This is a genomic window from Actinacidiphila acidipaludis (assembly GCF_019890725.1).
GTDB lineage: Bacteria > Actinomycetota > Actinomycetes > Streptomycetales > Streptomycetaceae > Actinacidiphila > Actinacidiphila acidipaludis.
In genome coordinates, this window is sequence record NZ_JAINZZ010000006.1 from 87,911 (window position 1) to 109,122 (window position 21,212).

The 21,212-nt window shown below is 68.3% G+C and carries 20 protein-coding genes; 9 read left to right on the top strand and 11 right to left on the bottom strand.

Features of this window, described 5'->3' with window-relative positions:
- Positions 1-118: 118 nt before the first annotated feature.
- The gene (locus K7862_RS07500; RefSeq protein ID WP_222961645.1) at positions 119-1,246 is read left to right on the top strand and encodes an NsdA family TPR-like regulatory protein; all 1,128 of its coding nucleotides are present in this window, start codon (positions 119-121) and stop codon (positions 1,244-1,246) included.
- Positions 1,247-1,265: 19 nt separating this feature from the next.
- Positions 1,266-1,973 carry a creatininase family protein gene (locus K7862_RS07505; protein ID WP_222961646.1) on the top strand — a complete coding sequence of 236 codons (708 nt, stop codon included), beginning with the start codon at positions 1,266-1,268 and terminating at the stop codon, positions 1,971-1,973.
- Between the two features lie 70 nt (positions 1,974-2,043).
- On the opposite strand, the gene K7862_RS07510 is transcribed toward K7862_RS07505, so the two are convergent.
- Both K7862_RS07510 and K7862_RS07515 read right to left on the bottom strand, forming a co-directional pair.
- The gene (locus K7862_RS07510; protein ID WP_222961647.1) at positions 2,044-3,225 is read right to left on the bottom strand and encodes an XRE family transcriptional regulator; all 1,182 of its coding nucleotides are present in this window, start codon (positions 3,223-3,225) and stop codon (positions 2,044-2,046) included.
- Between the two features lie 18 nt (positions 3,226-3,243).
- Entirely contained in the window at positions 3,244-4,053 is an 810-nt protein-coding gene (locus K7862_RS07515; RefSeq protein WP_222961648.1) for a hypothetical protein, read from the bottom strand.
- Between the two features lie 411 nt (positions 4,054-4,464).
- Between K7862_RS07515 and K7862_RS07520 the strand changes: the two genes are divergently transcribed.
- Together K7862_RS07520 and K7862_RS07525 are read left to right on the top strand one after the other, a co-directional pair.
- Positions 4,465-6,048: a hypothetical protein gene (locus tag K7862_RS07520; protein ID WP_222961649.1), complete on the top strand. Its 1,584-nt coding sequence runs from the start codon at positions 4,465-4,467 to the stop codon at positions 6,046-6,048.
- A gap of 473 nt (positions 6,049-6,521) precedes the next feature.
- The gene (locus K7862_RS07525; protein ID WP_222961650.1) at positions 6,522-6,833 is read left to right on the top strand and encodes a hypothetical protein; all 312 of its coding nucleotides are present in this window, start codon (positions 6,522-6,524) and stop codon (positions 6,831-6,833) included.
- A 114-nt stretch (positions 6,834-6,947) separates the two neighbouring features.
- Here K7862_RS07525 and K7862_RS07530 read toward each other — a convergent pair whose 3' ends face one another.
- Positions 6,948-8,453 carry a DNA sulfur modification protein DndB gene (locus K7862_RS07530; protein WP_222961651.1) on the bottom strand — a complete coding sequence of 502 codons (1,506 nt, stop codon included), beginning with the start codon at positions 8,451-8,453 and terminating at the stop codon, positions 6,948-6,950.
- Positions 8,450-8,953 carry a hypothetical protein gene (locus tag K7862_RS07535; RefSeq protein WP_222961652.1) on the bottom strand — a complete coding sequence of 168 codons (504 nt, stop codon included), beginning with the start codon at positions 8,951-8,953 and terminating at the stop codon, positions 8,450-8,452. Before K7862_RS07535 ends, K7862_RS07530 begins: the two co-directional genes overlap by 4 nt.
- Positions 8,954-10,230: 1,277 nt before the next feature.
- Between K7862_RS07535 and K7862_RS07540 the strand changes: the two genes are divergently transcribed.
- The 4 genes from K7862_RS07540 (at position 10,231) to K7862_RS07555 (ending at position 13,843) form a co-directional block, all read left to right on the top strand.
- Positions 10,231-11,532 carry a hypothetical protein gene (locus K7862_RS07540; protein ID WP_222961653.1) on the top strand — a complete coding sequence of 434 codons (1,302 nt, stop codon included), beginning with the start codon at positions 10,231-10,233 and terminating at the stop codon, positions 11,530-11,532.
- A 321-nt stretch (positions 11,533-11,853) separates the two neighbouring features.
- On the top strand, positions 11,854-12,093 hold the full coding sequence (locus K7862_RS07545) for a CbtB domain-containing protein (protein ID WP_222961654.1): 240 nt from the start codon (positions 11,854-11,856) through the stop codon (positions 12,091-12,093).
- Between the two features lie 24 nt (positions 12,094-12,117).
- Positions 12,118-13,002, top strand: coding sequence for a CbtA family protein (locus K7862_RS07550; RefSeq protein WP_222961655.1), 885 nt, complete (start codon positions 12,118-12,120; stop codon positions 13,000-13,002).
- 19 nt (positions 13,003-13,021) lie between these two features.
- Positions 13,022-13,843, top strand: coding sequence for a (2Fe-2S)-binding protein (locus K7862_RS07555; RefSeq protein WP_222961656.1), 822 nt, complete (start codon positions 13,022-13,024; stop codon positions 13,841-13,843).
- A 105-nt stretch (positions 13,844-13,948) separates the two neighbouring features.
- On the opposite strand, the gene K7862_RS07560 is transcribed toward K7862_RS07555, so the two are convergent.
- The 7 genes from K7862_RS07560 to K7862_RS07590 form a co-directional block, all read right to left on the bottom strand.
- Positions 13,949-15,115: a damage-control phosphatase ARMT1 family protein gene (locus K7862_RS07560; protein WP_222961657.1), complete on the bottom strand. Its 1,167-nt coding sequence runs from the start codon at positions 15,113-15,115 to the stop codon at positions 13,949-13,951.
- Positions 15,116-15,281: 166 nt separating this feature from the next.
- A complete protein-coding gene (locus K7862_RS07565; protein ID WP_222961658.1) occupies positions 15,282-15,962 on the bottom strand; it encodes a DUF4232 domain-containing protein in 681 nt (226 codons plus the stop codon).
- Between the two features lie 245 nt (positions 15,963-16,207).
- Positions 16,208-17,584, bottom strand: coding sequence for an MFS transporter (locus K7862_RS07570; protein WP_222961659.1), 1,377 nt, complete (start codon positions 17,582-17,584; stop codon positions 16,208-16,210).
- 1 nt (position 17,585) lies between these two features.
- The gene (locus K7862_RS07575; RefSeq protein ID WP_222961660.1) at positions 17,586-18,164 is read right to left on the bottom strand and encodes a winged helix-turn-helix domain-containing protein; all 579 of its coding nucleotides are present in this window, start codon (positions 18,162-18,164) and stop codon (positions 17,586-17,588) included.
- 127 nt (positions 18,165-18,291) lie between these two features.
- Positions 18,292-18,657, bottom strand: a complete 366-nt coding sequence (locus tag K7862_RS07580) for a DUF952 domain-containing protein (RefSeq protein ID WP_222961661.1) — start codon at positions 18,655-18,657, stop codon at positions 18,292-18,294.
- A 77-nt stretch (positions 18,658-18,734) separates the two neighbouring features.
- Entirely contained in the window at positions 18,735-19,370 is a 636-nt protein-coding gene (locus K7862_RS07585) for a GNAT family N-acetyltransferase (protein WP_222961662.1), read from the bottom strand.
- 53 nt (positions 19,371-19,423) lie between these two features.
- Positions 19,424-20,335: an NAD(P)-dependent oxidoreductase gene (locus K7862_RS07590; protein WP_222961784.1), complete on the bottom strand. Its 912-nt coding sequence runs from the start codon at positions 20,333-20,335 to the stop codon at positions 19,424-19,426.
- An 86-nt stretch (positions 20,336-20,421) separates the two neighbouring features.
- Between K7862_RS07590 and K7862_RS07595 the strand changes: the two genes are divergently transcribed.
- On the top strand, positions 20,422-21,087 hold the full coding sequence (locus K7862_RS07595) for a GNAT family N-acetyltransferase (protein ID WP_222961663.1): 666 nt from the start codon (positions 20,422-20,424) through the stop codon (positions 21,085-21,087).
- The last annotated feature ends 125 nt before the right edge of the window (positions 21,088-21,212 follow it).

Sequence of the window (21,212 nt, forward strand, 5' to 3'; positions counted from 1 at the left end):
CGTCAGGCGATGCGTTGGCATCATGAGACAGATCCCGCATCGCCTGACGCATGGGGCAGCGATGAAAACGAAACTGCAAGCGGCGCGCACGGCACGGGGCTGGTCTCAGGCTCAGCTCATGGACGCCATGGCCGACGCTGCCGACCGGCTCTGCATCGACTTACCGGCGCCATCCAGCCTGAAAACACAGGTCTCGATGTTCGAGAACGGGCGCCGCATACCTGGGCAGGACTACCAAACGATCTTCTGCGAGGTCTACCACTCAAGCCGTACGGACTTGGGCCTGTGCGTGGAGTCGGCCCCGTCGCAGCTCGAATCGCTGCCCAGACTCCCTACGCCTCAGTCGCTCTCTCCGAAGGCCAGCCCCGGCGTTCTCGACTACCTGAAGTCCGTGTTCGTCCAGCACGCGAACGCTGAACCCCTGGTCGGCTCGCGCTTCCTGGTACCGGCCGTGCAGAGCCAGATGCCGCTCATCGAAGAACTGTGCAAGGACGCTGACGGCCCGATGCGCGATGACGTTGTGCGGGTGGGCGCCCGCTACTCCGAATTCCTGGGCTGGCTCCACCAGGACACCGGCGACTCCCGAGAGGCGATGCTCTGGACGAACCGCGCACTCGACTACGCCTCCGAACTCGCCGACCCGGCGCTCAGCTCGTACGTCTTCCAGCGCCGAAGCAACATCGCAGCGGAGGCCGGCCAGGCGGGCTATGCGGTAGGGCTGGCGAACGCCGCCTTACGCGAGGAACGGAAGCTGCCCAACCAGGTGCGAGCCGTAGCGTTACGGGCCCGCGCGAACGCACACGCCATGCTCGGGCACGATGACGACTGCCGGCGAGCATTCGATGAAGCCAGGACGTTCGCCGACCGCGCGGCCGAGGACGGGCCGAGCCTGGCCCCGTATTGCTCGGTGGCCTACATCGACATGGAGGCGGCGAACTCCGCCCTCCAACTCCACCGCCCCGAAGATGCCGTCAGGACGCTGGAGGCCAGCCTCACCCGATGGCCGGCAGAACAACAACGCGACCGCGGGCTGTGCCTGGCCAGGCTCGCGACGGCCTACGCGCAGATGGAAGACGTTGAAGCCGCCTACAAGACGGGCCAAGAAGCGGCGGCCATCGCCCAAGCGACGGGATCGGCCCGCATCCTCGCTGAGCTTGGAAGGCTGCAAGTCCACCTTGCCCGGTGGAGCAAGTTGGTTGAGATCGCCGAACTCAACCGCACGTTGGGCACTATGAAGGGGAACTGAGCCGGACCGAGGGAGAGCCGTGAGCCTGCTGCCGACCATCACGACCGTTGACGTCCAAGAACAGGCACCGCACGTCGCGGTGCTGCCTATCGGATCGTTCGAGCAGCACGGCGGGCACCTGCCGCTCATCACCGATGCTGCAATCGCGTGCGTGATCGTCCGCGAGCTAGCCGCCGCTTACCCGGTGCTGCCGCTACCGCCCATCACCATCGCGTGCAGCCACGAACACGGCACCTGGCCGGGCACGGTCAGCATCAGCGCCAGGACGCTGCACCTCGTGGTCACGGACATTGCGCAGTCCCTCGAAGCGCAGGGCATCCGCAAGCTCGTGCTCGTCAACGCACACGGCGGCAACTACGTGCTCTCCAACATCGTGCAGGAGGCCAACCTCACCGAGCCTCGGATGTCCCTCTTCCCGCAGGGCCGGGAATGGCAGCGCGCACGCGACCGCGCCGGCCTGGTCTCTGACGCTCACGGCGACATGCACGCCGGCGAGATCGAAACGTCCATCCTGCTCCACGCCGAACCGTCCCTGGTGCGTTCCGGCTATGAGAACGCCGACCACGACGGCGGCGAACGTCCCTTCCTCCTGATTGAGGGCATGCGGGCGTACACCGATACCGGCGTCATCGGCTTCCCCTCGTACGCTACTGCAGAAAAAGGGAAGAAAATACTAACTAGCCTGACGGAGGATTTCGCCAATCACCTTGAGGCCATGGGAAGCTAGCCATGGCGCGCCAGATAAAATCCTTCTCGGCGGGTTAAGCCGTTCCATCAACCAAGCCCACACTTCTCATTCATGCCCGATCACCGAATAGCCGAATGACGCCTTCATCCGTCAGGCCGTCACCTTCAGTCGATGACGGCTCAGAGAAAAGATCCTCGCGAGTTGGCACTCTGGCAGCCACAGTGCGGAAGAGCCCGGGCGTCACTCTAGCCTCCCTCGCCAACGCCAGTTCTCCTATGCCGACCTGACCCAGCAGTTCTACAGCACGGGGATAAAGCGATGGCTGCTCCACGGCAGGCATTTCGCCAGGTTCACGCCTTCGCCAACCCTTTGACGAGAGGTAGGCGATCGCGTTCCTATATGTAACATCACTCATAACGCCCAACGACCGGGCGCGGTACAGCAAAGCCTGGAGACTTACCCCATAAGCCTCCTTCAAGCTGGCAAGAACCCGCCAGTTTGCCTTACTTGGCAGCAAATCTCGCACCTCACTCTCAGGCAGCAGCAGTTCAGCAGCGAACCGGTGCGCCTGATTCTCTACGACTTTACTGCCCGGCTCAGCGTCAACATGCATGACAAGATGCCCAAGCTCGTGGGCTACATCAAAACGCTGGCGATAGTAATCCTCTTTGGCGGGATTCAAAACGATCGTCGGCCTGTAATCATGATCAAAAGAATACGCATCAACAGCAGCGACCTGCACAGGACTGAAAACAACGACTACGCCATTATTCTCAGCCAGCCTGACCAGGTGTCCAATCGGCCCCGCCTTCAGATCCCAATGCTTACGTAGCAACCGGGCAGCCTCTTCCGGCACAGAGCTAACCACGTCGTCGACATCTACGCTTAGGCGGGGAAGATTTGGCTCCGGAAATTCGACGTGCCGCTCAAGAGCGGCACCAACATCCCCAGCAATCACGCCGTACGCATAGGCTTGATCGCGAGCAAGCTGCGTCGTAGAGCGCAACGAGCGAAAGTGCGGCGTTGCGTTGCTGCCAGCAAACTGTTGCGGTCCCGGCAGGAAAAAGCCCGGATCCACGCCAAGCGTCAAGCACAACTGGGCGACCGTGGCTGGCGCCGGCCGCTTTGTATTACTTTCGTACGCTGCGACAGCGGTTGCACTCTTGTCGATCTTCGAGGCTAGTGCATTCTTTCGAAGCCCAACCAACTGCCGCGCCAATGTCAAACGCCGACCATCAAAAAGGCGAGAGGCGTCACCAACCTGCACTTCGGTGCGGCGCGAGGAATTCATGACTAACCACCCATTTCGTCACTTGTCGTTCCCCTCCCGTGCCGCGCGGCGGAGTCGAACAGGGGCGTCCTGAACGCCGCTCGGCGCCGGACGAGGACTCGGAGTCACTGGAATCGGCCCCGAACCGGGAGTCCCGAAGTCGCTAGCAAGTAGATCATGCTTCCAGTACCACGCCTCGCCTCCCCCTCGGTTCAAACGAGAACGCCCTAGGTAAAGTTCTCGGAGGCCCAAGTCGAGGTTCACGCTGTGAGCGACGATCAGAGTCGTCAGTTCGGAGTCTTCAGGCTCCTCGGCCAAGGCTTGCAGGACAGCCATCAGAGACGGGTCATCGCCATCGTCGAAGGGAAGCATGGGGTGCGTGTCCAGCCACCCCTCGGGCTTCGCTTGGGAAGCAACCCGTCGCTTCGTGGGACTCTTCTGTGACCAGGGGATGGCGTCGCTCTCGCCATAGACGAACGAGGCGAGCAAGAACCGCCACCTGCCGCTCCGCCAGCCTGGCGAGCGGTTGAGGTGAGACCAGGTGACCTCACCTGGAACCACTGCCGGCATCTTCTCGTACTCGCCAGGGAAGAGACCGGCTGCCACCGTGTCCAAGCCCTCAGAAGCGGCCGAGAGCTCCGCGACGCCGTGTCGACCCGTGGAGAAAACCCTGTGCAGACGGTCACAGAAGAGCCTGTGAGCGGTCGACCCAACCCAGCCCTGGTCATGCCCAGTGTCCGGGTCGAAGTCCTCCATCGTGCGGCGGTAGGCCGACGCGTTGGCCCAAGCAAGGGCCACCAGTACATCGCTAGACGCGAGATCCTCAAGCGCATCCTGCTGCTCGCTCATGGCAGGCGACTGTACCCCATCCCAGCAAGCCGCGCATGAAAATAAACCAAGAGCGCCATCATGCGCCTCGCAGTGAACCGAACAAGTGATCCACTACTGGCGGAAGACACCTGCAAACGACGCCGACAGCCAGCGGAGGTGGCCGATCACGAGTCAGCTTGGGAGCCCACATCCCCGGCGTACGTCATGGGGTAGGAGTGGAGCGCTCGCAGTTGAGCGCTTGTCACACCCGCAGAACCTTGCTACAGTGACCCTGTCACCACGTACGGTGACTTCACATACTAACCCGAGGCGTTTGCCTCCAGAGGGCGAGACCAACTGGTCTCGCCCTCTTTGTTGTCAGAGGGGTGCCGGTTGACCACTGCTTCGGGTCCTGATGGCCAAGACGCCAGCTCGGCTTACAGCCGCCACGTGACGACACGCTTGCTCGACTTCACTAGCGCATACACATCTTGGCATCGGCGACTCTGGGCAATCGGTTCGTTCCTGTCCCTTGAAGAGCTTTTCGAAGCTGGCCAGTGGGTCGAGAAGAAAGTTTTGGGCCAAACTACACTCGACTGGCATAAGCACTCCCTTGATCGTCTAATCGGCCAGGATGCCGCAATGGGTGACAAGGTTCGGAAGAAGGAACTACAGGAAATCCTTCGAGGTGACCTCTCCATCGCAAGCAGCAATCGTCGGCGGCTCCGGTTCTTCATCGACCGTTGCAGACCAGGCTACTTGGAACGGTGGGCTGACAAAGTCACGGAAGCGAGTCCCCCGCGGGCCGAACTCGTCGCTAGATCCGTGGCGTCACACCTGCTTGACGACGGGCATAGCTTTACGGGGCTACAGCGTTGGATCAGAGATGGCCGGGAGGGTCTGTCTGCGTTCGACGTGATCCGCGAAGCTAACCTGCTCGCAGAAAAAGGGAGTAGCGTCTTCGAAATCTACGTTCCTTTTAAATCTCTACCCAAAGCAGATGATCTCACTCAGGGTCTGTCTCATTGGGTCACGGCCCAGAACGCACCGGCGTGGCTCGCGCATTGTGATTACGCTGCCGACCAAGATGAGATCGGTGGGTTTATCTACCGCGCAGAGGCCCGAGACTTCGAACGAGCCGTCGAGATAGCGAGCGACCTAGTCGATCGCGTGAAGGCACGCGCCAAGTTTTCTCGATCCGGCGGAACGGTTATTTCTTGCCCGAATGTATGGGTAAAGGGCGTCGCCGGCCCGCAACCGCTGGCTACGGCCAATCGAGGCGCCTATGTCCTGTCCCTGGCGGCAGAAAAGCAGATCTATTCCGTGGGAACTGGCCTTCAGAAGCCCGGAGGCGATCGAGAAGAGTTCATCGACGACGCCTTGGAGCTTGCTGCCACACTCAACACGGGAGCATTGGCCCCAGCTGTATCAGGCGCATGGGCGGCACTCGAATCCCTTTTGACGGAACCCCGAGACCCGACCGAACCCGGAAAGGTGGTCGCCGCTGTCCGTGCCGCCCAACTCGTAGCTTGCTCATGGAGTCGTGCCGAATTGACAGCAATCTCCCACCAAGTCCGGCACCGCACCGGGGACACCATCGCCAGCGACCTCAAAGCATTGCCTAACAACCGGGAGCGAGCTGAGTACATTGCGCGCCTAGTCGAGGCTGGTAGCTTTATCCCGTTGAAGCAGAACTGGCGTCTACGCAGCGACGTGGCCGCAATCGATCGCATGCGAGAGGTACTAGCCAATCCATACGCTGTCTTGAACCGCGTGCAGTTCTATCTCGAAGCGTCGCTGCGTGGTTTGTACCGCGCCCGGAACGTCGTAGTGCACGGAGGGTCGACCAGCGGGGTTGCGCAGGCCGGAACGTTGAGGGTCGCCGCTCCCCTGGTTGGGGCGGCTCTAGACAGAATCACTCACGCCTACCTCGTTTCGGGGACCCCGGTCCTGGAACTGGCCACTCGCGCTGAGTTCAACCTCGCGCACGCTGGCGACGAGTTGGGGCCGCATGTCTGCAATCTCCTTGAGTAGCCATGTGCCGCACCAACTAATCGACGAGTGGGGAGCCACTGAGGGAGCCACCACCCACGATCCGCTGTGTACGTCCGCGGACCTCGGTGGACACATCACACTCCCGGACGGCTAGCCCGACAGGTAGCTAGGCTGCATGTACCCCCCGTTATGACCGCTCGGGAGCAAGCGGTCTTTAAGTAAAGTCAGATTGTCCCGGGTCTTCTACGATGAGCCGGAAGCCGAAGTGTTGTTGGAGGGGGCTGCGGCGACGAGCAGGTCCGTGGGGGGGGCCAGGAGGTCGCTGGAGCCCTGGGGAGTGTCAGCCGTCCGCACGGAAGGGCACGTTCCACTCCAGTGTCTGGTGACAGGCTGGATCGACTTGACCGAACCAGGTGGTGCCCTAGGGGCCGAATGACACAGAATGCGGGGGTGAGCGAGCGCACAGCGGCCGTATCGGCGCGGCTGCCGGGACAGTTGGAAGGTGCAATCTGATGAGCAAGGTCCCGGAGAACGGTGAAGAGAAGGCGTCCGAGACCTCCAGTCCTGTAGCCGGCGAGCCTGCTGAAGCCAAAGCCGGCCCGGTCAGGTCCGGGCCCTCCTGGAAGCAGATCGCCGTAGCGGCCGGCGGCTTTGCTGTCACCGTAGCGGGCACAGTCGTCGTCACCCTCGTCGCGACGCACAACTCCGCGCGTATGGCGAACGCGGCGGCGTACGCCCACGGCCTGCTTGACGGGGCCAAGGCCGCGAGGAGCGGTTACGACTTCGACGAGGATGACGACTACTTTGACGACGAGGACGACTAAGACGGTTCCACCAGCCGATCGAAGTCGGGATCCCGGCGGCGCCCCTCAGGTACGGCAAGGCTGCGGGCTAAGGACCGACGGCTACTAGATCAGCGCCGACCAGGGCGTGGGTGTCTAGTTGATGGGCTCGGGTTCGCCACTAGCGAGCTCGGTCCAGGTGTCGGAGAGGATCTTGTTCTCGACCTGACTGATGTGCGCCGGGGTGTTCGAGGCTGCCGCTGCGACGACGGTCTCCCCAGTGCTCTTCAGCTTCACCGTCTTCTTGGTGCCGTTCTTCTCCTGCAGACAACCCGTGATCCGAATCCAATGCCGGCGGTCACGCCGCCAGTCAATGGCAGCCAGACGCTGCTTGAACTCGTCAAAGGACACTGCCGGAGTAGGCACCGACTGTTCCGCGATGATTTCGGTGAACCTCTTCACCAACTGCTCAGTCGTATCGTCTCCGGTTGCAGTCTCCTTCTGCATCGCGTCCATGATCGGACCGAGTTTGTCGCGCCGCACCTGGTTGTAGGCCAGTGCGAGAGCCTTAAGGGCGAATGCCCACCCATGGACATACAGCCGTCGGTAGGTGTCCGCCTGCTTGGTGTCGTTCCAGGCACCACCGAATTGACCTTCCAACATTTGCAGGAACTCACGGCAGTACGGCAGAACCGCCTCGATGTGATGGTGCTTGATGTGCTCGCGCTTGCGGTTGCCGTGGGAGATCACGTTGAGCAGCATCTGTTCGAGCGTCGATGCGTCGACGATATTTTGCACCGCCGTGAGCGTGGCTCCCGTACTGCGGCCATCGGCGACGCGGTTCTCGAAGATGGTGCCCTTGACTGCCTGGTTGCGCAGCTTGGCCAGGGCGGACGAGGTGTCGAAGGTCGCCACCAGGTTGGTGTTCTTCTTCGTGCCGCGTCCATTGCGATCTGCGAAACTCTGGGCCGCCGCGTCGACGTCAACTTTTAGTTCGACCTCGAGTGTCACGAAGAAGGTGTCAAGTGCACCGTTCTGGAGAGCGAGACGATTTTGCGCTGCCTCGAAGAGGGCGGCGGTCTGGGTCTGCCCATCGGCCTGCATGATGGGCCGTTTGGGCAGGTAGATTTCGCCGTAGAGGGCCGCCGGGTTCGCTTCATCGAATGCGACGAAAATGGGCTGAGGGTCCTCCTCGAACTCCTCGACCGACTGCCACCCGGTGACTGTAGGCAGGTAAGCGACCCGCTCACCGCGGACGGCCTCCAAAATGTACCGACTGAAGTCACCACGGTTGGCGGCCTTCGCGCCCTTGAAGTCGCTCTGCGTCTTCAGGTGAGCGGCCTTCATGCCGTTGGCCTCGTAGTCGACAGCTCGCGGCGGATCGGAAGGGTTATACCTTACGAGGTCCGTAAACTGCCGCAGGCTGGGATGGACTGTGACGCAGATGCGGTATCCGCCCTCCGCACCTTTAAGGCACAGCGTGCCGCGGATAGCGTGCCGCTTCTCACTCTCATGCTGGAAGCGAAAGCGATGCTGCTCGAAGTTGGCTCGTGCCTCCTCATCCGAGCTGACACGCAGGATGCGCAGGCCCCCATATGCCTCATCCTCGGGGATTTCGTCGATGTTAATCAGCTTCTGCTGACTGATGAATGGCGTACTCATGGCGTCTCCTGCTGGGAGGGCTCGGCGCCCGTCGAGGCGAGCAGCCCGGACTGGCCTGGAATCACGGGAAGCGATGTGGGCTCTTCGAAGGTCGGGACGCCACCTGCGTGAGCAAGGGCGGGAGGCAGTGCGACTAGCTCGATCGAAAGGTTCATCCTCTCAACGGTGTAGCGAAGCTCGGGCTGAAAGTTGAACGCTGCGATGACGCCACGGATCAAACAGTCGTTGCCGGCGGCTTCCTCAGCCCGGCGCGCCATGGCCACGTAGACCAGGATCTGCCCAAGCGCCTCGTAACTCGCACTGATCTTGAACTCCCACAGGCGAGTGACGTTGCTCCGGTCAATGGTGCGCATATCCCCGCGCACGGCCGTGCCGTCGTAACTGTTCTCCCGGGCGATAAGCAACTCGCCCGGACGGTGCTGGGCCAGTTCCGAAGCGTAGTAATCCCGCACTCTGCACTCGCGCTCATGCAGCACTCGATCCCCCGTCGTTACTTCCAACTCTCGTCTCCATCAACCTCTGCCTCGGAGAGGCTAGTTGATGCCTCGTCAGGTAGCAAGTCAATCTCCGAGATGTATATCCACATCGCCGAGACGACAGCGTGCACGCACGGCTGGACATGGACGGCAGCCTGCGTGAGTACTGCGCCCGGTACTCCAACCCTCCGCAGACGCCGCGGGCCTCCGCTCTGTCCCGCGGCGACCGACCTCATCAGAGCAGTGGAGGGTGTCGATACCGATCGCGTCTGATGACATGCGACAGCTCACGACGGTGAGGCCTGGGGCTGTGTGCAGTCGACTACCCCGCCATCGGAACTGACGGTCGTCAACGGAGGTTTGACGGGGCGCGTGTCGAAGGTCCCGGCCGTCAGTTGAGCGGGCCCCAACTGGGTTGGGAGCTCCGGGAACGGGCCGCGACAAGGCGGAGCACGAGACGCAGAGTCACTCGGATACTGCGTGATACCCCCTTCAGTCCATGCCCGAACGGGCGCAATGCTCCTCCGACGGGGGCCAAACCAGGCAGCCACGCCAGGACTGTCCCGGACGATAACGAACGGCGCTGGAGCTGAATGAGCAGGTCAGCGACCGCGAGACGAAGTCGCAAAGGGGCCTCATCGCGTTCGGGACGAAGAGGCCGTGGGTTCAAATCCCGCCACCCCGACTCCAGAGCAGCAGGTCAGGGCCCGTTTCCCTTCGGGGAGACCGGCCCTGACGCGTTCGTGGTGACCACCCGGGAGCGGGTCGGGAAGAGAAGACCGGTTGCACGAGGCCGTCGACCGGCGGGAGAGCGCATACGGCCCCCTCACCCCCGAGGAGCCGGCCGAGGCGGAGGCCGGGCGCCGGTACGTCGAGGAAGCCGCACGGACATCCCCACATGCGCCGGGTCCGCGGCGACCGCACCGTGATCGTGAAGCTCTGACGCCCCGTCTGCCCGAGTGGTGGCCGCGGTTCGACCGGCGTCCGCGCCCGGACCGGTCCCTGCGTTGCGTGTCATTCCGCCCCCTCGACACATCCCGGTCGGCCGGCCCCGGGACACCCCGGGCTTCCCGACCGCGAGCGGGGAGCATACCGGCCCGCGCCGACAGGTTCGGGGGCCGCCGGGAACGGTTCGGCCGCCGCCGGACGGCCCGCGTGAGGCGGACGACGTGAAGGGGGCGGACCCGGGCGAAATCCGGGCGCAGTGGTGTGCCTCACGAAAACCCGACAAACGGAACTTGTGGTTCCGCCCGGGCGTCTTCCTCTGGCAAGGACGAACGGAAAGGTGGGCAGGGTCCGGCATGGGCGAGGCATGGGGCGGTGACCGGCGTCCGGCCGACACGGGACACGGCGAACACACGCAGTCGCCGTACCGGACGGAACCGGTGACGAACGCGCTGCCCGCACCGGCGGAGACCCACGCGCTGCCCGCGCAGACCGGCCGGGACCGGCAGACGCAGAGCACCGGCGACGACGGCGGGACGCGCACCGGCCCGCGGCACGACGGCACGGGTCCCGGCGACCGGGATGACGAGAGCGCGGGCGGCGTCGGCACGACGCACAAGGCCAAGGGCCGCGAGGGCAAGCTCGACCTGAACGTGCCGCAGGTCGCCGGCAGCGCCGTTGCGGCGGTCGTGGCCGCCAAGCTCGCCTCGAACCTCGGCGTCTACGGCACCATCGCGGGCGCGGGCGTGGTCAGCGTCCTCGGCACCTGCGGCGGCACCATCCTGCAGCACCTCTTCCGGCGCACCGGCCACCACATGCAGGAAGTCGCCGTCCAGGCCCGGCCCGGCGTGCGCCGCGTGCGGGTCCGGACACGTCCGCGCAGCGGCGCGGCGACCCAGGCGGGTCCCACGGAACTGCTGCTGCCGGAGACCGACCCCGTGACAGTCTCCCCTCCGAGCCCCACCGTCGCGTTCCCCAGCACCGCGGTGTTCCCCAGCACCGCCGCGGACCACAGCACCGCCGCGGACCACGGCACCGCCGCGGACGACGGCACGCGGACCGACGGCCCGCTCGCGTCCGGCAGTGACAGCGGCCACCACGGGCCGGACGGCTACGGCGCTCCCACCGCGTACCGCGCCCGCAGGCGCGGCGGCTGGAAGCGGCCCGTCGTGGCCGTCGCCCTCGCCTTCGGCCTGACCATGGTCGGGATCACCGGCTACGAGGCCGTCGCCGGGGAGAACATCAGCGGACACGGGCACGGCACCACCATCGGCAACGCCGTGACCGGCCACAGCTCGTCCCACTCGGGCGGCACCGGCCACACCCCCGCGCCCGGGACCGGTGACACCCCGTCCCCCGGCACCACCAGCAGCCCGCACCGCAGCGACCCCAGCGGACGCCCGGGTCCTGACTCCACCCCCTCGGCGCCCCGGCCCACGGACACGCCCTCCACCGACCCCGGTTCGGGCACCGGCGCGGGCGGCGGCAGCGGCACCGGCGGCACCCACGCCACCCAGCCTCCGACGTCCCCGCCCCCGACGTCCGCCTCGCCCTCCCCGACCGCCACCCCGGGCGACCAGACGGGCACGGACAGCGGCACGGGAAGCGGCACGGGGAGCGGCGCCGGATCGGGTACCGGCAACGGCTTCACGGGCTGACTCCGCACCCGCCCACGCGATCCACAGCGCCGTCAACTCGCCTCACCGCGCTCGTCGTTCGATGTCAGGCAGCAGATCAACTCCCGCTCGCGCAGGGCGGTTCGGCTCAAACCCGCAGCGTGATGGCTGACAGGTCACATTGACGGCGTCTCCGAACCGCCCTTACTGTGCCGGTAACTGTGAGGGAGCGAGTAAGCCGGTGCAATTCCGGCACGGTCGCGCCACTGTGTGCCCCCGGCCTCGGCCGCGGGCGAGTCAGACACTCCTTCCTCGCGCCCGCTCCATCGAACTGGGACGCACGATCCCCAAGGAGGGCTTCACATGAGCAGTCTGTCCGCGTCTGCCGCCACCCCCACCCCCGAGGCCGACGCCCCCGCCGTTCCGGTCGCCGTCCCCAACGCCCGCGCCGCGCTGCTGCTCATCGGCACCGCCGTGCTCGCGCTCGCCGTCTACTACTTCATCGGCGTCGACCAGGGCGCCACCTCCGTCTTCGGCAACGACATGCACGTCCACGAGTTCGTGCACGACGCCCGTCACTTCCTCGGCTTCCCCTGCCACTGAGCCACGGGGACACCGGGACCGACCATGGTCAAGCGCATCATCGGGCGCGGCCTGCTGGCCGGCGCCGTCGCAGGGCTGCTCGCGTTCGCCTTCGCGCGGATCTTCGCCGAGCCGCAGATCAACAAGGCCATCGCCTACGAAAGCGGCCGTGACGCCGCGCAGGAGGCGCTGAACAAGGCCGCCGGCATCCCGCCGGACATGGCCGACCCCGACCTCTTCTCCCGTACGGTGCAAGCCGACGTCGGCCTCGGCGTCGGCATGGTCTTCTTCGGCATGGCGATGGGCGCGCTGTTCGCGGTCGCCTACCTGCTCTGCCTGGGACGCACCGGCCGGCTGCAGGCCCGCACGCTCTCGCTGCTGGTCGCCGGCGGTGGCCTGCTCGGCTTCTACCTGGTGCCGTTCGTGAAGTACCCGCCGAACCCGCCGGCCATCGGGCACCCCGAGACCATCCAGCAACGCGGCAGCCTGTACCTGGTGATGGTGCTGTGCTCGATCGTGTTCCTGGCCGCCGCCGTCTGGCTGGGGCAGCGCCTCAAACCGCGGTTCGGCAACTGGAACGCGACGCTGCTCGGGGCCGCCGCGTACGTCGTGGCGATCGGTGTCGTCATGGCGCTGCTGCCCTCGCTCGGGCACCTGTCGGACAACGTGCAGCTCTACGGCCGGCACGCCACCGAAACGCCGCTGCCGCTGACCGACAAGCAGGGGAACATCGTCTATCCGGGCTTCCCGGCGGACGTGCTGTTCGCCTTCCGCCTCTACTCGCTCGCCGCCCAGCTCGTTCTGTGGGGCACCATCGGGCTGGTCTTCGCGCCCATGGCGCAGCGGCTCCTGCAACCGGCCCCCGCGGGGCCGCCCACCTCGGCGACCCCCGCCGCGTCCGGTCCGGCACCGGACCCGGTGACGACGTGACGCGGGCCGCCCCACCCCGATGAGCGACGACCCCACCCTCGACGACGGACCGGCCTCCGGTGAAGCCGGCTCCGGTCACGCAGCCCCTGGTGACGACCAACTGGCCGCCCTGGGGCCGTTCTTCGCCGTCGAACGCCACGACCCGGCCGATCCCCCGGCCGGGACGTGGCGGCCGGTGTCGGAGATCGCGGACGACCCGGCCGTCCTGGACGAACGGGTCGCCGCGGTACGGCAGTTCCTGGCCGCCGGGAGCCGCGCGCCCGTCGAACGCATCGAGGTCCGGGTGGCGGCGTCCGTCGCCCACCTGGGCCTGGCGGCTCGCCTCAGCTCGCCGCTGCTGGCGACCGCGGTGCTGCACGGGCGGGTCGATCCCGTCACCCTGGCGGATCTGCGCCGCCAGGACACGCTGGGCGGGGCGTTCCCGCTGTCCCTGCCCCGGCCGGGATCTCCCGGCACGACCGACGTCGCCGGGGTCCTGCTCGACGACCTCGCCGCTCCCCTGGCCGCCGCGTTCGGCCGTTTCGGCGTCTCGACGCACATTCTGCGCGGCAACGCGGCGTCGGCGCTGGCCGGTGCCGCCCGCGTGATCGCGGCTGCGGGCGGCGGCGGGACCATCACCCGAGGAGCCGAAGCCCGCACTCTGGTCGAGGAGTTGCTGCGGCATCCGTTCCTGGCCGGCACCGGCGGATACGGCAACAGCGGATACGGCAACGGTGGCGGCGGATATGTCAGCGGATTCCGGCGGCACAGTTGCTGCCTGATCTACCGCGCCGCCCCGGACCACAACGGCGCCCTGTGCGGGGACTGCGCGCTGAGCCGCCCCGCCACGAGCCCGCGGTAGGGACGGCGCGGTCCCTCATCCGGTCCCTCATCCGTACGACGCCGAGGGCAGCCAGACCCGGCGCCCCCGTCGACCGGGCACCCCCGCCCGTACCCGCCTCCGCGGTCACCCCCGGAAATGCATCACCGCATAGGTGCCGCTGGTCCGCCACTCCTCGCCGCTCGCCTCCAGTTCGGCCAGGGTGTCCGGGGCCAGCCCCACGGCCACGTCCGACTTGAGTGTGCGCAGGGCGAGCACGGGCGTGGGGAACCCTGCGGTGAGGTCGGCGAACGGGGTGGTGCCGGGCCAGCGCCGATCTCCCACCAGACGGCGGTAGTTGAGGTCGCCCTTGGAGATCGTGAGGGTGGCCTGCGCGAGGTCCGCCCGAAGGTCGTCGGGCATCTCCGCGTACGGGAGCGGCGCACAGGAGAACGGGTGGGCGTGGACGGCGAGCCGTCCGCCGGTCAGGGCGTCGCGCAGCCGTCCGCCCACGATCCCCGCGTGTCCCGGTGCGTCCGCGATCCGGCGCACGCAGTCGAGGACGTCGGCGGTCGTCGCGTCCGAGACGTAGTACGGCTGCGGTTTGACGTGCAGGACGACGGCCGCGGCCCGGCCGGTGTGCAGCAGGTGGTCGACGAGGAGGAGATCGGGGATCAGCTCGCGGCCCGCGTTGTCGGCCAGGACGTACACGGCGCCCGGCGGGGACGACACGAGGTGCCGCCACATCGCGGCGCTGTCGTCGGCGACCAGGTGCTCGCCCTTGCCCCCCGGGTCACCGGAGGAGATACGGAAGCCGAGGTCGGCCTTGTTGCCCCACAGCGCACCGGTCAGCAGAGCCTGGTCCTGTTCGTCCGGGGGGAGTTGGGACACGGTGTCGAGCGCGGCCAGTTCCTCGGCGACCTCGGGGCTGTCCAACTCGGCCCGTTTGAAGGGCGCGAAGGGATCGACGCCCTGCCAGGGCCCGGGCCGGAAGTAGCCGAGGGCCTCCAGCAGCCGGCGGTAGAAGTAGCTCTCGGACCACAGGAACGGCACCTCGAACCAGGTCCGCCCGAGACGGCCGGTGCTCCACGCGGCCCAGCGGTCCCCGTCGTGCGCGCCCTCCGGCAGCGGCGTGATCACGCCCGCCTCGCACTCCCGCAGCAGCACGTCCAGGGCCCGCGCGAGCTCCGGCGGGTAGGGCGTCGCCTCGCGGACCTGCCGGACCAGCGCCGGGTGCCGCTTCGCCAGCACGCTCCACGCGAACGACCCCACCTCCGCGCACGTGATCACCGGCGCCTCGCCCGCACCCGCCATCCCGACCAGCCTCCGCATCCGCGTTCGCGTTCCGCATTCGCATTCGCATTCGCATGCTCAGCGTCCGCCCGCGCGTCCGCAGCGGCACCGGCACCTGAACCGGGACCACCGTACGTTCCCCGGACCCCGGCCTCGGGCATCCCGGCCGCGCGACCCCGGTCCCGGGTCACTTGCCCGCGCCGACCGGGTCCACGGTGATCGCGGGCTTCGCGCTGTCGGAGACGGGGACGTTGATGGCCAGCGACATGGTGTGGGAGTGGGTCTCGTTGGGCGGGGTGACGATCAGGGTGGTGAAGGTGACGCCGGACCCGCCGCTGGTGTTCGCGGGGTAGTAGAGGGTGAACCGGGTCTCCTGGCCGGGCTGCAGGGTGACATGCGGAGCGGCGACCTTGCTGCGGGCGGCGCTCACCGTGCCGAGGGAGCCCTTGAGGTCGGCACCGGGGAAGCCGTGCATCGTGCAGGCGTGGGCGCCGGTGTTCTGCATGTTGATCAGCATCTCGCCCTCGCCCATGCCGTGCGAGGCGGTGAAGGACAGGTGCGCGGTCTGGCAGGAGGTGCCGCCGGCCGCCTGGACGGAACCGTTGCCCGACCCGCCGGTGGCGGTGCTGCCGGAGGCGGGAGTGCCGGCGCCGGAGGGCGCCTGCGTGCCGTCGGTGCCGCCGGTACCGTTCGTGCCGTTCGTGCCCTCGGACGTCGTGGCACCGTCCGTCGAGCCGCCTGCCGACGCCGAGACCGAGGAGGAGGGCGACCCGGCGCCGTCGGTGCTCGCGTTGCTGTCACAGGCCGTGAGCGACAGACCGGCGGCGACAGCGGCCAGGGCGGCCAGCGAGATCGAACGCACGCGCATAGTTCTCTCCTCCAGAACGACTCCCCACTCCCGCTGAGCAGGGCCTCTGCACCCAGAGACAGGACCGCCGCCGCGTCCGTTGCAGGGCGGGCCGGGTCAGGACACGGCTGTGACACGAGGGACGAACGTCTGTGACGCGGCCGGCCGGGGGCCGGGAGTGGCGCTGCGTCACATCAGGCGGAGTCGCCGGAAAGGCGCACGGCATGGGACGTGCGGCGGCCCGTGCCATCCGGTGCCGCGTGGCGTCAGGCGGCGTCGCCGGCGAGGCGTGCCGTGCGCAGCGCGCCGACGAGCAGGCACGGCACCGCCGCCAGCACTTCCAGGCCCGCGCTCGCGAGCAACGCCGGGACGGTGCCGATCGCGGCGGCCAGCACGCCGGTCCCGGCGACGGCCAGCGGCACCACGCCCAGGCTGAGCAGCGTCTGCACGCTGCTGATCCGTCCCCGCAGCTCGTCGGGCGTACGGGCCTGGCCCAGCGCCCCGCAGCTCACCCCGACGACCGCGCCCGCGACCCCGACCAGGGCGGCCGCCGTGACGGACAGCGCCAGCGCGGGCAGCACGGCCATCGCGGCCAGCGAGGCGGCCTGCGCGAGGACCGCCACCGCGACGACCACACCGATCCGGCGGGTCACCTTCCAGCGCAGCATCACCGCCGCGCCGACCGCGGCCCCGATCCCGAACGCCGCCAGCAGCAGGCCGATCCCGCCCGCACCCCAGCCGCGCTGGTCCGACAGCAGGGCCAGTCCGACATTCATCGGGCCGACGAACCCGAGGTTGGTCAGCAGTCCGACGAGCAGCAGCGCGCCGACGACCCGGTTGCGCCCGATCGCGGTCAGTCCGTCGCGCAGCGAGCGCAGGTACGGCGTCCGGGGCGCGGCGGCGGCGTCCGCGGCGGCGGACTCAACGGGCAGCGGACGCGGGCGGATTCCCCACACGGCCACCATGGAGACGGCGAAGCTGAGCGCGTTGACCGCGCAGGCCCAGCGGAACCCCCCGCCGGCGATGAGGAGGCCGCCGAGCGGCGCGCCCGCCACCAGGGCGCCGCGCAGCGCGAGTTCACGCAGCGCGGCGGCCTGCGGAAGCTGGTCGGTCTCCAGCAGCCGGGGCCGTACGGAACCGGCCGCCGGGAGGAAGAGCGCGTCGATCGCGCCGAGCAGCAGCGAGACCGTCACCAGCATCCCGACGCCGGGGTGCAGCACCGCCAGGGCCGCCGCGCCGAGCATCAGCACGGCCCGGGCGGCGTCGCTGCCGAGCATCAGCCGGCGCGCGTCGAAGCGGTCGGCCAGCGGCCCGGCGAACAGCAGGAGCAGCATGCGGGGTATCGCCGAGGCCGTCATCACGGCGCCCGCGGACGCGGGCCCACCGCTGCGGACGGCCGCCCAGCTCAGCGCGACGTACCAGACCTGGTCGCCGACGGTGGACGCGCCTTCGCCGATCAGCAGCCGGACGAAGGAGCGTTCGCGGTAGGCGGGGCGGACGGCGGGGGAGGCACTCTGCGCGGGTGCGGGGGCCACGGTGGCCGGGGTGGCAGAGGCGAGTGCGGGTCCGGCCGCGGTGGCCGGGGTCGTCGGACGGGCAGCGGTCGAACGTACCTCGGGCCGTGCGGACTTGAGCGTGCTCATCTCAGGACTCCGGTCGCTCGGGAAACGCGTGGAAGAACAGGAAGACGTGCTCGCGGCCGTCGTCGGGCCGGGCGTCCTGCCGGGCCGCGTCGCGGTACCGGCGGAGGACGGTGTGCAGCTCGTCGCAGAGTCCGGCCAGCTCCTCGGCGCTGAGCCGGAGATACGACTCGCTGCTGGTCATGGCCTGTTGCCAGGCTTCGGGCCATTCATCGGCGCCGCGCTCCCACACCGCCAGCCGTTCGAGCTGCTCGTTGACCATCTGCGCCTTGGCGGCGTCGGCGATGGCCCGTGCCTCGGGGGAGTCGAAGTCCCGCTGGGAGAAGCTGAACGCGCCGGGAGCCGCGCGGTAGACCCGCTCGCGCCGGTTGCGCGCCAGCTCCGGCGCCTCCTCCAGGAAGCCGTGCCGGGCGAGTTCACGCAGGTGGTACGCGATCTGGCCGGCGTCCGCGCCGAGCCGCTTGGCCAGGACCGCGCCCGTCGTGGGCCCGAACTGCGCGAGCTGACGGAACAGTTGACGGCGCAGCGGGTGGGCGAGGCCCTTCAGGGTCTCGGGGTCGGTGATGCGGCGGGTCTCACTCATGGGCATGAGCCTAGATGCAGAAGACTTCTTCTGGAAGAGATTTCCCAGAAGAAGTCTTCTGCATTGACGTCGCGCAGAGGACGAAGAGGGGTGAACCAGGGCGTACGGGCGGGCTCGGCGTCGCTCGTCAGAGGGTGGGCGGCGGCGTGCGCGCCTCCGCGTTCTCCGTGGGCGGCCACGACTCGACCGCGACGACCGCGGAGACCGGCAGCGGGCCGTAGATGTGCGGGAAGACCTCACCGCCAGGCGTCGGCGGCTCGTACCGGATCGTGGCATCGACGAGGTCCTCGTCGATGACGAGGACGACCAGATCGTCCCGGGCCGGCGGTGAACCGTAGAGGAGCGCCGCGACGTGCGGGAGCTGGTGGGGCAGCGAACAGTGGATGAAGCCCTCGTCCAGAAGGGTGCGGTCGCGCGTCGACATCTCGTAGCTGCCGGCCGCGCGGGCCTCGTCCCACAGGTGGCGTTCGGTGAGGTGGAGGATGTGAGCCATTCCGTGAGCCTAGGGGCGTGCGCCCTCCACCGGACCGAACGACGTACCGCTGACCGCGCGGGTCGGGAGTGCGCGGGTCAGGAGTGCGTGGCGGGCCGCGGGTCGCGCCACATGGGCCACATGTGCGGGCCGTCGGGCAGGTCGACCGTCCGGCCCATGAAGACGAAGCCGAGCCGCTCGTACAGGCCGCGGCTGCGCATGCTGCTGGCCTCCAGGTAGGCGGCCAGACCTTCGCGGTCGCACCGCTCCAGCACCGACTCGATCAGGGCAGCACCCACGCCCTGGCTGCGGACCTCCTCGGAGACCGCGATCAGCATCAAGTACTCGTGGGGCCGGTCGCCGGGGTGGGCCGCCTCCATCAACCGGGCGATCTGCTCGACCCGTTCGTTGGCCGGGTCGACCAACTCGCGGAATTCCGCGGGACCGTCACCGTCGGCCTCGTCTCCGCTCTCGCCGTGGCCCGCTTCCCCGTCCTCGTGGGCCGGCACGCTCAGCCACAGGGCGCACGCGGAGCCGTCCTCGGTCACATCGACGTAGCCCTCGGCCAGGGCGTTGTCCAAGAAGGCGCCCATCAGGCGTATATGGGAGGTCCTGCGGTGCTCGGGGTCCGGGAAGACCCAACTGCTCACCGGGTCGTGGTGGAACACCTCGTCGAGCAGCTTCGCCACCGCGTCACGGTCCTCGGCCCCCGCCCTGCGGATCGCCACACCCATTCCGACAGCCCCACCCTTCGGTCAACTGAACGCCCACAACAGGCAGTTGCAGCCTAGACGGTTCGGGGAACGGCGTCTGTACGGGCTTCGAACGCCCGCAGGACGGCGATCATGTCGGCTTTACCGTGCCCGAGTTCGACGGCCTCGCCGAACAACGCGTGGCACACGTCGAGCAACGGCGACGCCAACTCGGCCTGACGCGCGGCCGCTGCGATGAGCTGGTTGTTCTTGAGCACGTCGAACACCGCTGCCTGCACGGCGAAGTCACAGGTCATCAACTTCTGTGCCTTCATCCGCGACACTCCGCTGGCCATCGGACCCGCGTCGAGGACCGAGCGGAAGGTGCCGCGGTCCAGGCCGTACCGGTCGGCGAAGTGATAGGCCTCGGTGAGCCCGGTGACCATGGTGATCAGGAAGAGGTTGACCGCGAGCTTCATCAGCAGCGCGTCGGGCGCCGACGAACCGCACACGAAGCTCTCGTGGCACATCGGCGCGATCAACTTCCGTACGTCCGCGACCGCTTCGGGCGGCCCGGCGAGCATCGCCACCAACCGCCCTGCCTCCGCCGGCTCCCGCGATCCCGAGACGGGAGCCTCGACGTAGGTCCCGCCCGCGGCGACGACGTCCGCCTCCAGCCCGCGCGAGTACGCCGGGGACGTCGTGCCCATGTGGACGACCGTGCGCCCGGCGACGTGACGCGCGAAGGCAGGCGTGTCACGTCCGAGCACGGCGTCCATGGCGGAACCGTCCGCGAGCATCAGGAAGACGGTGCCGGCGTGCGCGAAAACCTCCCCCGGATCACCGGCGACCCGCGCTCCGGCCAGCCGCAGTTCCCCGGCGGCGGCAGGACTGCGGTTCCAGACGACCAGGTCGCCGGCCCTGCCGTCGCCGCACCGCTCACGGGCGAGGTTGAGAGCCATGGGCCGGCCCATCACTCCCAGCCCGAGGAAGCCGATGTCGTCCACCACCGCAGCACCCGCCCTCCGCGCGGCAGCCGCGCCGGACGCGCGCCGCCTTGCCGTCTATGACACTCGTCATAATACTGGTCACTATGACGAGTGTCATAGTGACCGGGACGCGACCGGGCCCCGAGCCTTTCGGGGCAGGGACGGCACAGGCGCCGGCGCCGCAGGCGACACCGGCGGCGCGGTCGGCCCAGGGGACCGAGGCCCGGGAGACCTCCGCGGGCTGGACCGTGGCGCCCGCACGTCCGGGCGACCGCGCGGCACTCGAAGCGCTGTTCGCCGCCTGCTCCGAGGACAGCGTCCGGCTGCGTTTCTTCGGCCGGTCGCGGGCTTTCCCGCGGGAGTACCTGGCCGCCGCCCTCGCCGGTGTACCCACCGCGCACGACGCGGTGGTGGCCTACCGCGGCGGCGACCGGACGCGCCTGGCGGGTCTCGCCAGCCTGGTCGCCGGTCCTTCCGCGCCGGCGGCGGACGGCGCGGCACCCCGCGCGGGGATGGTGGGCCCGGCCCAGGCGGACCCCGCCGAGCTGGCCGTACTGGTCGCCGACGCCTGGCAGCGGCAGGGCGCGGGAACCGCCATGATCACCGCGCTGCTGGCGCGGGCACGCGAGCGGGGCGTCGTCCACGTCCGCGCCTCCGTCCTGCCCGGGAGGAGGGGACTGCTGGCCGCGCTGTCCCACCGCCTCCCGGCGGAACCGGGCCGTTCGTCGTACACCAGGGACGGCCTCAGCGTGGTCTATAAGCTGCGGTGACAGGCGGGTGAGCGCACGCCCCGGCGTGCGCGGCCGGCGGGCCCGCGCCCGCCGTGGGTGAGGCAGCACGACGGGAGGTCGGTCATGACGTCGTCCGAACGCGGTTCGACGAGCGACGCCGGGAC